Here is a 14,114-nt window from a genome sequence, read left to right on the forward strand (position 1 = left end):
AGTGATGAATGCAAGAGATCCGAATTTTCAGAGAGTGCGCCGCTAATGCCCACTACAGTCGCAGCCACCCCACCCTTTCGCCTTCGATGTCTGGCCGATGCCCGGATTGAACGTATTGCTCGGATCCAGCTGCCTGTAGAACCCGGCCAGCGCCGGCTTGGCCGGGTACAGGTGGCCGACGTTGTGCTCGGCTGGATACTCGGCGCCACGCTGGTCCAGCAACGCCCACATCGCATGCTCGATCGCCATCGGGTCTTCGCCTTTGCGCGCGATGTAGTCCTGGTGGAACACGTGGCACAGGAAGTGCCCGTAATACAGCTTGTGCAGCAGGCGGCCATCGATATCGACCGGCAACTGCTCGAACCAGTCGGCATCATCGCGGCGCAGGGCGATGTCCAGCGCGACGATGTCCTGCACCTGGTCGCGGTGTACCTCGCGGTAGCGCACCGCGGCGCCGGCCACAGCGAAGCGATGCAGGAACGCCTTGCGCCCCTCATCGGCCGTGCAGTGGAAGTAGCCGCCCTCATGGTCGGCGAAGAAGCCGCGCAGCCAGGCCTCGGTGTCCGCGGCGTCCTGCGCGGAGACCTTCAGCAGCAGATGATGCTCGTAGCGCTGGCGGAACTCGCCCATGCGCTTGGGCAGGTGCGAGGGCAGCAGGCCGGTCAGCACCTGCATCACCCGGTCGGTCACGCCGCGCAGGCCCAGCCGCTCGAACCAGCCATCAACCCGGCTCTTCAATGCGAACGCGGCCGGCACACGCGCGGTGCCAAGGCGGTCGATCAACAGGAAGCTGTCCTTGCCGTAGCGTTCGCCGATGTCATAGGCATCGCGGTGGATGTACTCGCCAGCAATCGGCAGGCGTTCGAAGCCGGTCAGCAGTTGGCGCCGGATCGCGGTGAGGCTGTCGGTGCGGTTGCTGCCGATATAGAAGACCTCGGCGGCCTCCTTCTCGAAGGTATCCAGGCGCACCGCGAATACTGCCAGCTTGCCGGCAGACCCCGCTGCCTCGAAGTGGCGGCTGGGGTCGGCATTGAAGCGTGCCGGCGTATCGGCATCGACCCGGCGCACTTCCTCGGCGTAGCGTGGATCGGAGGCGGCGCGGCCATCGCCGTCCCCAACGTCGGCAGCACGGTAGTCGCCCGCCTGCAGGCGCTGCAGGATCTGCTCGGGCGTATCGCCCAGCGCGATGCCCAGATGGTTGACCAGCTGCAGCTGGCCCTGCGCATCGACCTGCGCATACAGTGCCAGCTCGGTGTAGGCCGGGCCACGGCGCACCAGCGCGCCGCCGGAGTTGTTGCAGATGCCACCGAGTACCGACGCACCGATGCAGGACGAGCCGATCACCGAATGCGGTTCGCGGCCGAGCGGTGCCAGCGTCTGCTCCAGGCGGTCCAGCGTCGCGCCGGGCAGGCACAGCACCTGGCGGCCCTCGTTCAACAGCTGGATGCCGGTCAGGCGCAGCGTGCTGACCAGCACGATCGGACGCCCATAGTCGTTGCCATCCGGGGTCGAGCCACCGGTCAGGCCGGTGTTGGCCGCCTGCAGGATGATCGCTGCCCCGCCCTGCACCGCCGCCTGCAGCACACGCCACAGCTCCAGCAGCGTCCCCGGGCGCACCACCGCCAGCACCGGGCCGTCGCCGAAACGGTAGCCACGGCGGAAACGGCGGGTGGCCTTGTCGCCGGTCAGTACATGGCGGTTGCCGACCGCATCGCGCAACTGCGCCAGCACGGCATCGTGGCCACTCACGGCAGGTTGACCAGCGAATCGCGGCCGATGTCAGCGATGCGGCGCGCACCGGTCAGTGTCATCGCCACGCGCATTTCCTTGGCGATCAGGTCCAGCAGGTTGGCCACGCCCGCCTCGCCCTGCGCTGCAAGTGCATAGACGAAGGCACGGCCCAGCAGCACGGTGTCGGCGCCCAGCGCCAGCATGCGCACCACGTCCAGGCCGGTGCGGATGCCGGAATCGGCGAGGATCTTCAGGTCGCCCTGCACCGCATCGGCAATCGCCGGCAATGCACGCGCGGTGGACAGCACGCCGTCGAGCTGGCGGCCACCGTGGTTGGAGACCACGATGCCATCGGCGCCGAACTTGACCGCATCACGTGCGTCATCCGGGTCGAGGATGCCCTTGATCACCATTGGGCCCTTCCAGAACTCGCGGATCCACTCCAGGTCCTTCCACGAAATGGAGGGATCGAAGTTGCTGCCCAACCAACCGATGTAATCCTCCAGCCCGGTCGGGTTGCCGCGGTAGGTGGAGATGTTGCCCAGATCATGCGGGCGGCCGAACAGGCCGACGTCCCACGCCCAGTGCGGGTGGGTGATGGCCTGGCCGATGCGGCGCAGCGAGGCATTCGGTCCGCTCATGCCGGAGTGTGCATCGCGGTAGCGCGCACCCGGCACCGGCATGTCCACGGTGAACACCAGGGTGGTCACGCCCGCGGCCTGCGCCCGCTCCAGCGCGTTGCGCATGAAGCCCCGATCGCGCAGCACATACAGCTGGAACCACATCGGCCGCTGGATGGCCGGTGCCACTTCCTCGATCGGGCACACCGATACGGTGGACAGGGTGAACGGGATGCCTCGACTGTCGGCCGCGCGCGCCGCCTGCACCTCGCCGCGCCGGGCATACATGCCGGTCAGGCCGACCGGCGCCAGTGCCACCGGCATCGCCAGCGTTTCGCCGAACAGTTCGGTTTCCAGGCTCAGGTCGGACATGTTGCGCAGGATGCGCTGGCGCAGCGCGATGTCGGACAGGTCGGAAACGTTGCGCTTCAGCGTGTGCTCGGCATACGCGCCGCCATCGATGTAGTGGAACAGGAACGGCGGCAGCCGGCGTTGCGCTGCGGCACGGTAATCGGTGGAGGCGGAGATGATCATGGGGTCAACCGTGTGGGGAAGGTAGACGCGAGGCCCGCGCACGCCGGGCTTCGTTGTCATCGAGGGTGCGCAGCGTGGTGTGCACGAACTCGAGGTGGGCATGCGCGGCGGCGCGCGCGCGTTCGGGGTCGCCGGCAAGCACCGCGTCCATCATCTCGCGGTGCTGGTCAGACAACGGCGAGAAGGTCCTCGCCGAGGTGTAGAGCTTTTCGCGGCTCTGCGAAATATTGGTCTGCAGCAGTTCGAACAGGCCGCGCATCACCTGCAGCAGCACCAGGTTGTGCGAGGCCTCGGCGATGGACAGGTGGAAGGCCGCGTCGGCCTCCGCTTCGCCGGTGGGGTCATCCTTGCCGTGCGCGTCCATCATGGTCTGGAAGGCCTGCGCGATACGCGTGCGGTCCTCGTCGGTGGCACGCAGCGCTGCATGCCAGGCGGTGGCACCTTCCAGTGCGTGGCGGATCTCCAGCACGTCGAAGCGGTATTCCGGATCGCCCTGGAACAGCGGCAGGTACGGCGCCAGCGGTTCATCCAGCGCCTGCCGCGCCCGCGCCGCCGGTTCGGCCACATAGGTGCCGCCACCGACCCGCGCGGTCAGCAGGCCCTGGCTGGCCAACTGCGCGATGGCTTCACGCAGCGCGGTGCGCGAGACCCCCAGCTGCACCGCCAGGGTACGCTCGGCCGGCAGCCGGTCACCCGGTTGCAGCCGCTGTTCCTGCACCAGGCCGCGCAGCTGCGCGGCCACCTTGTCCGAAATACGTTGCGTGCTCATGGCGCCATTGTGGCCCGAAGCGCGCAGCGGGTGGTCGGCTGACGGTGCATGGCTCAGGGAATCATCCAGGTCAGCCAGTAAGCCTGGGCCAGGGTGATCAGGCCGACCATCGTGGTGAAGATCAGGCTGTGCTTGACCGTGAAACGGAACAGGTCCGATTCCTTGCCGGCCAGGCCGACCGCCGCGCAGGCAATGGCAATCGACTGCGGCGAGATCATCTTGCCGGTCACGCCACCAGTGGTGTTGGCCGCCACCAGCAGCACGTCGGACACGCCGATCTGCTGCGCGGTGGTCGCCTGCAGTGCCGAGAACAAGGCATTGGACGAAGTATCCGAGCCAGTCAGGAACACCCCCAGCCAGCCCAGGAACGGCGAGAAGAACGGGAACGCATCACCGGTGTGCGCCAGTGCCAGCGCCAGCGTCGCCGAAAGGCCCGAGTAATTGGCGATGAAGGCGAAGGCCAGCACCATGCCGATCGAGTAGATCGGCATGCGCAGCTCACGCACGGTCTCACCGAAGGTCTGCAGCGCCGAACGGGCCGGCATGCGCAGCGCGATGATGGCGATCACCGCGGCGAGGATGATCGAGGTGCCGGTGGCCGAGAACCAGTCGAACTTGTAGATCGCCTCGTAGCTGAGCGGTGCATCCACGATCGGCGGCATCTTCTGCACCATCTGGTCCAGGCCCGGCACCGGGATCTTCAGCACCCAGCTTTCCAGCGGGCCGTCCGCCGCGAACAGCGACTTGAACGGTTTGATGCTCCACAGCGTGACCATCGCGGTGAGGATCAGGAACGGCGACCATGCCTTGGCGATCTGGCCGACGCTGTAGCGCGGCGCCTCCAGTGCCTGTGCGGCCGCCTCGGCGCTGGTTTCGGTGTCGAAGCGGAAGATCCGCACCGGCTTCCAGCGGCGCAGGAACAGCGTCAGGCAGACCAGCGAGGCCAGCGACGCGGTGATGTCCGGCAGCTCCGGGCCGATGAAGTTGGAGGTCAGATACTGCGCGATGGCGAACGAACCACCGGCCACCAGCACTGCCGGCCAGGTTTCCTTGATGCCGCGCCAGCCATCCATGATCGCCATGATCCAGAACAGCACGATGATCGTAAGGAACGGCAGCTGGCGCCCAGCCATCTGGCCGATCTCGAAGGCATCCAGACCGGTGACCTGCCCGGCCACGATGATCGGAATGCCCATTGCACCGAACGCCACCGGCGCCGTGTTGACGATCAGGCACAGGCCGGCGGCATACAGCGGTTGGAAGCCCAGCCCGACCAGCAGTGCCGCGGTGATCGCCACCGGCGCACCGAAACCGGCCGCGCCTTCCAGGAAGGCACCGAAGGCGAAGCCAACCATCAGCATCTGCAGGCGCTGGTCCTCGGTGACCGACAGGATCGAGGCGCGGATGATGTCGAACTGCCCGGTCTTGACCGAGACTTTGTAGAGGAATACCGCGCCGATGATGATCCAGGCGATCGGCCACAGGCCGTAGACGAAGCCGAAACCGGCGGCGCCCAGCGCCTGGCTCAGCGGCATGCGGTAGAACAGCAGGGCGACGCCGAGCGCGATGGCCACGGTGATCGTGCCGGCCAGCCAGCCCTTCATGCGCAGCACGGCCAGGGCGACGAAGAAGAACGCGATCGGCAGCAGCGCGATCAGGCTGGACAACCACAGGTTGCCGGCGGGGTCGTACAGGTGTTGCCAGGGCTGCATGGGGGCTCTCGACTGGGGCGGGATGTGCTCCACCGCAGGCGGTGGGTCGCCATGGTCGTCGATTATTGGTGTTACCAATAATGATTTCGATCAGACCACTTGCAGCGGATTTAACCGCCGCTCCGACGAAGCGCCTATTAGACCATAGGGCTAGATGCCATATTGGTCCGACCATTCAGGTCCCGTGATAGTGCCGACCGCTGGCCGGCAATTCGAGATTCCCTACGAAATCCGCTTCTCCAACCGCCGCATCACCGCCAGCACCAGCACGCACAGCACGCTCACCCCGATGGCAATCACGTACTTGCCGATGCCCACGGCGATGCCGATGGCCGCCGCCATGATCAGCGAGCTTGCCGTGGTCAGGCCGCTGACCTGATCCTCGCGTGACCCACGCAGAATGGTGCCGGCGGCAACGAAGCCGACGCAGGCGACCACGGCTTCGATCAGGCGCACCGGGTCGACCTGCAGCAGGTCGCGGTAACGCTCCTGCTGGAAATGCTCTGCCACTGAATCGCCGAGTCCAACAATCAGCGCAGCAGCGCCGGCAATCAGCATGTGGGTGCGCAGGCCCGCAGCGTGCTTGCCCATCTCGCGCTCGACACCGAGCACGCCGCCGAACAGCATTGCTGCGGCCACGCGCAGCAGGATCGAGACATCCTGGGTGAGTTCCATGGGCAGGCTCCGGGCGTTTCCCGGAGCGTTGCTCGGCAGCCGTGGGATGGCGGTGAAGACGATGGCACGCCCTCTTCACCGCATGCTTCACCGCATGCGCTCATCCACGCATGGCCTGGATCTACTGGCCATCGCCATGCGTAACCTTCACGCACTCGATCATTGCGCCAGATAACCACCATCGATCGCATAGTATGTGCCGGTCGCGAACGAGGCGTCGTCGCTGGCCAGCCAGGCAACCAGCGCCGCCACTTCCTCGGCCGTGCCCAGCCGCTTCAACGCGTGGCGGCCTTCCAGCGTGGCGCGCACCTTGGGGTCCATCTTCTCCAGCAGTGGTGTGCTGATGAAGCCCGGGCCGACCGCGTTGACACGGATGCCGTCGGCCGCATGCTCCCAGGCGGCGGTCTGGGTCAGCCCGACCACGCCGTGCTTGGCCGCCACGTACGCGGTGGAACCGGCATAGCCCACCTGGCCCAGGATCGAGGCCATGTTGATGATGCTGCCACCGGTTCCGGCCGTGCGCATCGCCTGGATCTGCGCACGCTGGCACAGGAACACACTGGTGAGGTTGACGTCGATTACCCGCTGCCAGCCATCGATCGGATAGTCACCGCTGCTTGCGGCCGGCCCGCCGATACCGGCGTTGTTGACTGCCACATGCAGGCCGTCGAGTTCCTTGATCGTGCGCTGCACCGCCGCCTCCACGGCCGCGTCGTCTGTAACGTCCAGCGCAATGCCGATGGCCTGTGCACCGGCACTGCGCAGCTGCGTCACGGTGGCATCGACTGCATCCTGCTTCAGGTCCCAGACCGAAATACGGGCACCGGATGCGGCCAGCGTCTGCGCCACGGCCAGGCCGATACCAGACACGCCGCCGGTCACGATCGCGGTCTTGCCGGTGAGCTGGTAGTCAATCATCTGCGTTCTCCATCAGTGGGGGTATCGATGTGACCTGCAATGGCCAACCGCCCCACCCTACGCGCCCGCTCGTGATGGCCCGGCCGACATCGCGTCTACGGGTGATCGTTCCAGCCATGAAACCTCAACTCAAGTTGATGTATGGAATTGCGTACGGATATGCATGCAAAACGCTGGCGTATGTTCGGCGGCATTTTCACTTTGGCCGTAATCGTCAATCGTTTTGACCATATTGAAATCAAAAGCGCGCGAATCAAGGCGACAATGGGAAACGTTTCCAGTTTCTTCGACACATTCCATTCAACTTGGTGTTCCCCCACCATCCAGCGTGCCCACGCCCCTGCTTCCCAGCATGTCTGCACGGGTAACGACGGGATCTGCATCTGCATTGCAGAACGCGTGGGCGAGGTAATGCCAGCGTCCACCTCCAAAGCACGTGCCGAGCGATGTCCCGATATTTCACTTTTGCTGATTACCGCCGCTTCGGCCACCGCCATGGCTTCGATTACCGCGCCGACCCGGAACACCTGCGTGACGACCAGTGGGCCGGCCATGGCGAGGTCAACGAGCAGTTCCTGCGCGGCGGCATGAGCCTGATCGCCTCCGACGTCCATAATCGCTTCCCTTATGTCGCCACCGCCCAGCAGAGTCCCGGCCTGGCCATCCGCGTGATGCTGCAGGGCCAGGTCGATGTGCGCATTCCGCGACGCGGTGGTTTCACCCTGCGTGCTGGTACGGCGATGACCGCGCACCACCGCGAACAGGTTGAGATGACCGGTGCGCATCCTGGCGAAACGCGCATGCGCGGCGTCAGCGTGATGGTGCCCGGCCAGATCGATCCGGACCTGTTCCAGCTGCCACAGTTGGAGACCGCGCTCAACACCCACCTGGAATGCCGCCACTGGGCCATTCCGCATACCCTGCTGCCGGTGCTGGGCCAGCTGTTCGAAAGCCCATGGGAGGACGGCATCGACGCGTTGTGGCGCGAAGGCGTCGCACTGCAGCTGCTGGCTGTTGGGCTGAAGGCCGAGGATCTGCAGACCGATCATGTGCGAACGCTGCGGGCTGGCCAGCGCGAGCGCCTGGAGCGCGTGCGTGCCTACCTGCATGACGATCCCAGCCACGCCCATAGTCTGATCGAACTGGCCCAGCTGGCCTGCATGAGCCCAAGTTCGCTGCGCCGTCATTTCGCCCAGCAGTACGGCTGCTCGGTGTTCGACTACCTGCACGAACAACGCATGCGCCACGCCGAGCAGGGCCTGCGCGAGGACGGCTGGACTGTCGAGCAGGCTGCGGCCGCCAGTGGTTACCGCCACCCCAGCAACTTCGCGGCTGCATTCCGTAAGCGTTTCGGCCTGGTACCCAGCCGCTGGCGCACCGGACCCTCAAAGGTCGGATAGCAGCTTCTGCTTCACGCCATCGCGGATGCCGGCCAGCGGCCGGCACAACCGCAACCGCCTGAATCGACCTGCCATGGCTCCGCTCTGGTAGGTGTCGACCTTGGTCGACACGCGCTGGAAGCGATCATATTCCCGACACATCTCTGCGCATGTCGCATATGCCCATTGCCGCCAAAGATGGGCCGCGCCATCGTAGTAAGGCTGACTACAGGGACTTCTCGTGGACAATCGAGATCAACCAAGCACGCCTTACTTCATCCGATGCATCCAAAGTCCATGGCTACCCGAGACAGGCGGGCATGAGGACGATCTACGCAGCTTACAGGCACATTGGAGCGAGGCAGCGATTCCAGAGGAATTCATGCTGCTCCTGCGTTGGTCAAACGGTGGGCGCTGCGTGTTCCCTCATGCTTATGTCGACCTATAGTCCATCGCCACCATCATTCAGCTCAACCGCAGCTACCAGATCCGTCGTTATCTTGGCGACTACCTGATGGGCATTGGAACGGACGGTGGATCGACGCTCATCGCGCTCGATCTCTGCCCGCTCAGTCGCGGACAGATCATCTCATTCGATCTGGGCGATCTCGACATCAGCCGGGGAAAGCCCATCGCCGAATCAATTGCCGAACTCTTTCGGAAGTTCGACAGTGGGCTGCTGACGAGCGACAACCTTTATCCTTGAGCATAGAAACGCCGGCCAGCGGCCGGCACTACCAAAACCGTCGTGCATCGCGCGGGCCCAGGTAGCGCCGGGCCATGCCCGGCGTCACCCTGTGGGCCTCAATACACCGGCAGATCGATGTAACTGGCCTGCGCCGCGCTGTGCCAGACCCGCTGCGTGGCCTTCTGGTAATCGCCGGGCTTGGCCAGGTAGACGTTCGGCACGTAGGTCTGCGGGTTGCGGTCATACAGCGGGAACAGACTGGACTGCACCTGCACCATCACCCGGTGCCCCTTCTGGAAGGTGTGGTTGGCGTTGGGCAGGTCGAAGCGGTACGGCAGCACCTCGTTGGCGGTCAGCGGCTTCGGATCGCTGAAGCTCTCGCGATAGCGACCACGGAAGATCGCCAGCGACACCGGCAGCTCGTAACCGCCCATCTCCGGCGTCGACGCTTCCTGGTCCGGATACACGTCGATCAGCTTCACCACCCAGTCGCTGTCGGTGCCACTGGTCGACGCCTGCAGGTGCACCACCGGTGCGCCGCCGATGCGCAGCGGCGCGGCCAGCGGCTCGGTGATGAAGGTCAGCACGTCCGGGCGGCCATCAACGAAACGCTGATCCTTGACCAGCCAGGTGGTCCACATGTCGCGGTCACCGAAACGGACCGGGCGCGGCACGAACGGCACCGGCTTGGCCGGGTCGGACACGTATTCCTCGAAGTCGCCCTCGCCCGCCGCCGGTGCCTGGAACGCCAGCTTGCCGCCAGCACGCAGGTACAGCGGCTTGCTGCTGGCAGCACAACCCTTGTCGCAGCTGCGTGGCCAGCCCTTCAGGCGATCCCAGTGGTTCTCGCCGGTGTTGTAGATCAGCACCGGCGGCGTATCCGCCTTCGGCGCACCGTCCACCAGGTACTGGTCAAAGAACGGCTTGAGCACATCACGGCGGAACTGCAGCGCGGTATCACCATCGAACTTCAGCGCGCCCAGCTCGCTGCCACTGTAGTTCACCTGGCTGTGCCGCCACGGCCCCATCACCAGATAGTTGCGATTGTTGCCGCTGTCGCGCCCTTCCATTGCCTGGTAGGCGTGGTTGGCACCCCACATGTCCTCCTGATCCCACAGACCCTGCAGCCACATGGTCGGCACCTTCAATGGCGTCTTCGCCATCACCGCGTCCAGCGCCTGGCCCTGCCAGAAGCCGTCATAGGCCGGGTGCTCCACCAGTTTCTTCCACCAGGTCAGCTGATCCACGCCGGTGAAACGCGCGTAGTCGCCAGCCGAACCGATACGCAGGAAGGTGCTGTAGTCATCGTAGCCGAGGCTGGGCAGCGGCGTGCCCTTGCCGCGCTTCTCGGTCTGCATCGCGAAGTAGTTGAAATTGACCTGGCGGAACGCGCCGTAGTTGAGCCAGTCGTCGCCCATCCAGCCATCCACCATCGGGCTCTGCGGCGCGGCCACCTTCAGCGCCGGGTGCGGGTCGGTCAGCGCCATCACCACGGTGAAGCCCTCGTACGACGAGCCGAGCATACCGACCTTGCCGTTGCTCTCCGGCACGTTCTTCACCAGCCAGTCGATGGTGTCCCAGGCGTCGGTGGAGTGGTCCACCTTGGTGTTGTTCAACGGTCCGCGCAGCGGCCGGGTCATCACGTAATCGCCCTCGGAGCCGTACTTGCCGCGGATGTCCTGGAATACGCGGATGTAACCGCCATCGACAAATACCTCGTCGCCCTGCGGCAGCAGGTCGCGCATGCGCGGCGAATCACTGCGGCTGGCGCGGCCGGCAGCATCGTAAGGCGTGCGGGTGAGCAGGATCGGGGCATTGCGCGCGCCCTTGGGCACCACGATCACCGTATACAGCTTGGTGCCATCGCGCATCGGCACCATCACCACGCGCTTGTCGTAGTCACGACCGACATCAGGGGCAACGAAGGGCTTGCCGCTGATGTCCGGGGTCATCGGCGGGGTTTCGGCGGCCAGCACTGTGCTGGACAGGCAAAGGGCAATGGCTACAGCGACGGCACGCACACGCATGGACAACCCCTCCCGGCAGGAAAGCCTCAAGCCTACTCCTGCCTCGTGCCGTGAAGTGTGGGCGGGCTTTGCATTCTGCGGTGGATGCAGGCAGGACTGATGGCACATGTGCGACCAGCTGCTGCGCTCGTCGGCAACCGGTAGCGCCGGCCGCTGGCCGGCAACTTCATCCACCTCGGGCACGGTACGCGGTTGCCGGCCAGCGGCCGGCACTACCGATCAGGCTGCCGTTACCTCATGCAGCGCCAGCCAGCGCCAACGCCCCTCTTCCCGCCGCAGCACCGCCAGCGATTCCCGCCATACGGGCTCGCCGCCATCGATCGCATGCCCTTCGCGATAGCGCAGCACCGCCAGCGGTGAAGGTGCTTCCACCGCCTGCACGGCGTCGATGGAAATCTGCAGCCCTGGACGCGCGCCATGACCACCCGCGAACAGTGCCTGCACGGCCTTCCGGTCCAGCCTGCGACCCGCGATGCCGACCATGCTGAAGTCCGCGCAGAAATGCGCCATCAGGTCCTCCAGCGCGTCGGTGCCGGCGTCGGCGCGGAACCAGGCCTGCAGCTTGTCGTGCAGGAGGTGGACTTCATGTTCTGCGGTGGTATCCATCAGGTGTTCTCCGGTTGCGAAAGGGTGAGCAACTGCGGCCGGCGCAGCAACGCCATCGGCAGCAGGGTAAGCAGAGCGGCCAGACCCAGCGCCACGCCGGTGGCGCGGGCCGGCAGCCACTGCATGGCCAAGGCCAGCAGCAGCGCGATGGCCGCGGTGCCCAGGCAGAAGCTGAGCTGGCGATTGAGGTTCCAGAGCGCACTGGCATCGCCCAATGCTTCGCCCTCGACCCCATGGAAGGCCAGCGTCTGCGCCGTGCTGCTGCACAGGCTGCCGCCGGCGCCCATCAAGGCAAACAGCCATGCTGCAATGGCAAAGACCGGGTGTGGCAGCAGCGCCATCAACAACAGGCCGCAGGCCTGCAGGAGCATGCCCGCACGCAGCACCGAGGCTGGTCCGAAGCGAGCCAGCAGGCGCTTGCTGGCCGTGATCGCAATGGCCGAGGCCAGCGCCCACGGCAGCATCAGCGCGCCGATGTGCGCGGCACTATAGCCGGCCTGGTGCAACTGCAGGGTACTGACCAGCTGGCTGCCGATGAACACACCGGGTACGGCCAGATAGATCAGCATCGCCAGGCGCAGCCCGCGATGGGACAGCAGCGACCAGCGCAGCAGTGGCTGCGCCTGCTGCCGTGCATGCCGCAGGTGGGCCGCCGCCAGCAGCAGTGCGATCAACAGCAGTACGGCACCGGCGGTCCGATGGCCGGGTTCGCCCAGCCAGGTCAACGCCAGCAGCAGCGCGCCCAGCGCCAGCATCGCGGTGGACAGCGCATAGGCCTGCAGGCGTGGCGCACTACGCGCGCCATCGGCCGGCATCCACGCCAGCACCAGTCCAATCGCCACCACGGCCAGCGGCAGGCTGACCCAGAGCACGCCGCGCCAGGACAACCACTGCACCAGCAGCCCACCGAGCGCAGGCGCCAGTGCCGGCACCAGCAGCGCCACCAGCAGGATGCGGCGGGTCAGCGCACCACGCTGGTCAGGCGTGCACTGTCGGTACGCTGCCGCTTGTGCCACCGGAATCAGCAGGCCACCAGCCAGGCCCTGCAGCAGGCGCCAGCCCAACAGCCAGCCAATACCCGGTGCAGCCCCGGCCAACACTGCGGAGGCGGCGAACAGCAGCAACGCCACCAGCAGCAGGCGACGTTCACCGCAGCGTGCGGCCAGCCAGGGCGCCAGCGGAATCACCACGCTCAGGCCCAGCATGTAGGCGGTGCCGACCCAGGCCAGGGTACCGACGTCGGCATGCAGTTCCGCCGCCAGCGCCGGATAGGCCACCGTGGCGATGAACATGTTGACCAGATCCAGAGCGAACACCAGCAGGAAGATGGCCTCATGGCGCAGGCGGGGGGACGGCATCGGCGACGCTCCAGCAGGGAAGCGGCCAGCATGCCGTGCGGGCTTTGTTGGAAAAACACGACAGCAACTGCAACACTGTCAAATCTTCTTTGACAATGAATTGCCATGGTCAGCCTCGATCGCTTCGATATCTTCCGTGCAGTGGTCGAGGCCGGCAGCCTGACCGCTGCCGCCGATCGCCTGGGCCTGAGCCGTGCGGTAGTCAGCTTCAACCTGAAGCGGCTGGAGCAGGAGCTGGGCGTGACCCTGCTGCTGCGCAGTACCCGCCACCTGGCCCTGACCGAGGCCGGCGAACAGTTCCTGCAGCACTGCGTGCAGGCGCTGGACGCCGCGCAGGCGGCGATCGATGCTGCCCGCCGCGACCAGCACCAGCTGCAGGGCGTGCTGCGCCTGACCACCACCCCGGAGTACGCCCAGCTGCGCCTGATTCCCGCACTGGAAGCCTTCCGTGCGCGGCATCCGGCTCTGCAGCTGCACCTGTCGACGTCACCCGCGCCGGCCGACCTGATTCCCGAACGCTTCGACCTGGCCATCCGCCTCGGCCGCCTGCCCGATTCGGGCCTGCACGCCAGCGAGCTGGAACGCCATCCACTGTGCGCGGTGGCGGCTCCGTGCCTGCTGGCACGCCTGCCCTCTGCCGATGCTGCCGATGACCCCGTGCAGCTGGGCACCCTGCCCCGCCTCGGCTACCCACGCCTGGCCGACGTGCCGGTGATTGCACCTGACGGCAGCGACGCCCTGTTCGCCACCAACCCGGGCAACGCAGTGGTGCGCGTGGATGGTGCCAGCAGCCTGCGCGCCTTCGCCGTGGCCGGCGCCGGGGTCACCGTGCTGCCACGCTGGCTGATCGAGGACGACCTGGCCCAGGACCGGCTGCGCCCGGTGCTGCGCCAGCACCGGTTCCCGCAGCAGAGCGTGTACGCGGTCTACCCGCACAGCACGCAGCCCTCACCGAAGGTGCGGCAGCTGATCGATTTCCTGCGCGGGTGGTTTGTCACCTGAAAAAAGGGGACGGAGGGGATTAAGTCGTTTATGCATAAACGACTTAATCCCCTCCGTCCCCTTTTTTGCATGGCCCCTTGCGGGGCCATGCCTTC

The 14,114-nt window shown here is 66.0% G+C and carries 12 protein-coding genes; 3 read left to right on the forward strand and 9 right to left on the reverse strand.

Translation table 11 applies throughout. The annotated features are described in order from the left end of the window. Nucleotides 1-42: 42 nt before the first annotated feature. The 6 genes from dld to V3B48_RS18670 all read right to left on the reverse strand — a co-directional run bounded on the left by dld (nucleotide 43) and on the right by V3B48_RS18670 (nucleotide 6,959). A complete protein-coding gene (gene dld, locus V3B48_RS18645; protein WP_329894214.1) occupies nucleotides 43-1,749 on the reverse strand; it encodes a D-lactate dehydrogenase in 1,707 nt (568 codons plus the stop codon). Beyond that, nucleotides 1,746-2,885, reverse strand: coding sequence for an FMN-dependent L-lactate dehydrogenase LldD (gene lldD / locus V3B48_RS18650; protein ID WP_110712678.1), 1,140 nt, complete (start codon nucleotides 2,883-2,885; stop codon nucleotides 1,746-1,748). Before lldD ends, dld begins: the two co-directional genes overlap by 4 nt. A gap of 4 nt (nucleotides 2,886-2,889) precedes the next feature. After that, the gene (gene lldR, locus V3B48_RS18655; protein ID WP_012480578.1) at nucleotides 2,890-3,654 is read right to left on the reverse strand and encodes a transcriptional regulator LldR; all 765 of its coding nucleotides are present in this window, start codon (nucleotides 3,652-3,654) and stop codon (nucleotides 2,890-2,892) included. 53 nt (nucleotides 3,655-3,707) lie between these two features. After that, nucleotides 3,708-5,366, reverse strand: coding sequence for an L-lactate permease (gene lldP / locus V3B48_RS18660; RefSeq protein WP_329894215.1), 1,659 nt, complete (start codon nucleotides 5,364-5,366; stop codon nucleotides 3,708-3,710). Between the two features lie 222 nt (nucleotides 5,367-5,588). Next, complete coding sequence (locus tag V3B48_RS18665) at nucleotides 5,589-6,041, reverse strand: MgtC/SapB family protein (RefSeq protein WP_005410036.1); 453 nt, start codon at nucleotides 6,039-6,041, stop codon at nucleotides 5,589-5,591. Between the two features lie 159 nt (nucleotides 6,042-6,200). Continuing rightward, on the reverse strand, nucleotides 6,201-6,959 hold the full coding sequence (locus V3B48_RS18670) for an SDR family NAD(P)-dependent oxidoreductase (RefSeq protein ID WP_049398446.1): 759 nt from the start codon (nucleotides 6,957-6,959) through the stop codon (nucleotides 6,201-6,203). A 446-nt stretch (nucleotides 6,960-7,405) separates the two neighbouring features. Here V3B48_RS18670 and V3B48_RS18675 point away from each other — a divergent pair, with 446 nt between their 5' ends. After that, nucleotides 7,406-8,359: an AraC family transcriptional regulator gene (locus V3B48_RS18675; RefSeq protein ID WP_049398445.1), complete on the forward strand. Its 954-nt coding sequence runs from the start codon at nucleotides 7,406-7,408 to the stop codon at nucleotides 8,357-8,359. Between the two features lie 493 nt (nucleotides 8,360-8,852). Beyond that, on the forward strand, nucleotides 8,853-9,044 hold the full coding sequence (locus tag V3B48_RS18680; RefSeq protein ID WP_329894216.1) for a hypothetical protein: 192 nt from the start codon (nucleotides 8,853-8,855) through the stop codon (nucleotides 9,042-9,044). 98 nt (nucleotides 9,045-9,142) lie between these two features. On the opposite strand, the gene V3B48_RS18685 is transcribed toward V3B48_RS18680, so the two are convergent. The 3 genes from V3B48_RS18685 to V3B48_RS18695 form a co-directional block, all read right to left on the reverse strand. Beyond that, on the reverse strand, nucleotides 9,143-11,053 hold the full coding sequence (locus tag V3B48_RS18685; RefSeq protein WP_329894217.1) for a CocE/NonD family hydrolase: 1,911 nt from the start codon (nucleotides 11,051-11,053) through the stop codon (nucleotides 9,143-9,145). Between the two features lie 219 nt (nucleotides 11,054-11,272). Next, on the reverse strand, nucleotides 11,273-11,659 hold the full coding sequence (locus tag V3B48_RS18690; protein WP_329894218.1) for a DUF4440 domain-containing protein: 387 nt from the start codon (nucleotides 11,657-11,659) through the stop codon (nucleotides 11,273-11,275). Then, the gene (locus V3B48_RS18695) at nucleotides 11,659-13,017 is read right to left on the reverse strand and encodes an MFS transporter (protein ID WP_285302997.1); all 1,359 of its coding nucleotides are present in this window, start codon (nucleotides 13,015-13,017) and stop codon (nucleotides 11,659-11,661) included. The genes V3B48_RS18690 and V3B48_RS18695 overlap by 1 nt, the downstream gene beginning before the upstream one ends. Before the next feature lie 105 nt (nucleotides 13,018-13,122). On the opposite strand from V3B48_RS18695, the gene V3B48_RS18700 reads away from it, so the two are divergent. Beyond that, on the forward strand, nucleotides 13,123-14,019 hold the full coding sequence (locus V3B48_RS18700; protein ID WP_329894219.1) for a LysR family transcriptional regulator: 897 nt from the start codon (nucleotides 13,123-13,125) through the stop codon (nucleotides 14,017-14,019). Nucleotides 14,020-14,114 lie beyond the last annotated feature (95 nt).

It is taken from the genome of Stenotrophomonas sp. SMYL20, from assembly GCF_036320045.1.
GTDB lineage: Bacteria > Pseudomonadota > Gammaproteobacteria > Xanthomonadales > Xanthomonadaceae > Stenotrophomonas > Stenotrophomonas maltophilia_A.

Excerpts from the sequence above, each read along its gene's own strand:
- lldD (WP_110712678.1), bottom strand. The coding sequence starts at position 2,885 with ATGATCATCTCCGCCTCCACCGATTACCGTGCCGCAGCGCAACGCCGG.
- lldR (WP_012480578.1), bottom strand. The coding sequence starts at position 3,654 with ATGAGCACGCAACGTATTTCGGACAAGGTGGCCGCGCAGCTGCGCGGC.
- lldP (WP_329894215.1), bottom strand. The coding sequence starts at position 5,366 with ATGCAGCCCTGGCAACACCTGTACGACCCCGCCGGCAACCTGTGGTTG.
- V3B48_RS18665 (WP_005410036.1), bottom strand. The coding sequence starts at position 6,041 with ATGGAACTCACCCAGGATGTCTCGATCCTGCTGCGCGTGGCCGCAGCA.
- V3B48_RS18670 (WP_049398446.1), bottom strand. The coding sequence starts at position 6,959 with ATGATTGACTACCAGCTCACCGGCAAGACCGCGATCGTGACCGGCGGC.
- V3B48_RS18675 (WP_049398445.1), top strand. The coding sequence starts at position 7,406 with ATGTCCCGATATTTCACTTTTGCTGATTACCGCCGCTTCGGCCACCGC.
- V3B48_RS18680 (WP_329894216.1), top strand. The coding sequence starts at position 8,853 with ATGGGCATTGGAACGGACGGTGGATCGACGCTCATCGCGCTCGATCTC.
- V3B48_RS18685 (WP_329894217.1), bottom strand. The coding sequence starts at position 11,053 with ATGCGTGTGCGTGCCGTCGCTGTAGCCATTGCCCTTTGCCTGTCCAGC.
- V3B48_RS18690 (WP_329894218.1), bottom strand. The coding sequence starts at position 11,659 with ATGGATACCACCGCAGAACATGAAGTCCACCTCCTGCACGACAAGCTG.
- V3B48_RS18695 (WP_285302997.1), bottom strand. The coding sequence starts at position 13,017 with ATGCCGTCCCCCCGCCTGCGCCATGAGGCCATCTTCCTGCTGGTGTTC.
- V3B48_RS18700 (WP_329894219.1), top strand. The coding sequence starts at position 13,123 with ATGGTCAGCCTCGATCGCTTCGATATCTTCCGTGCAGTGGTCGAGGCC.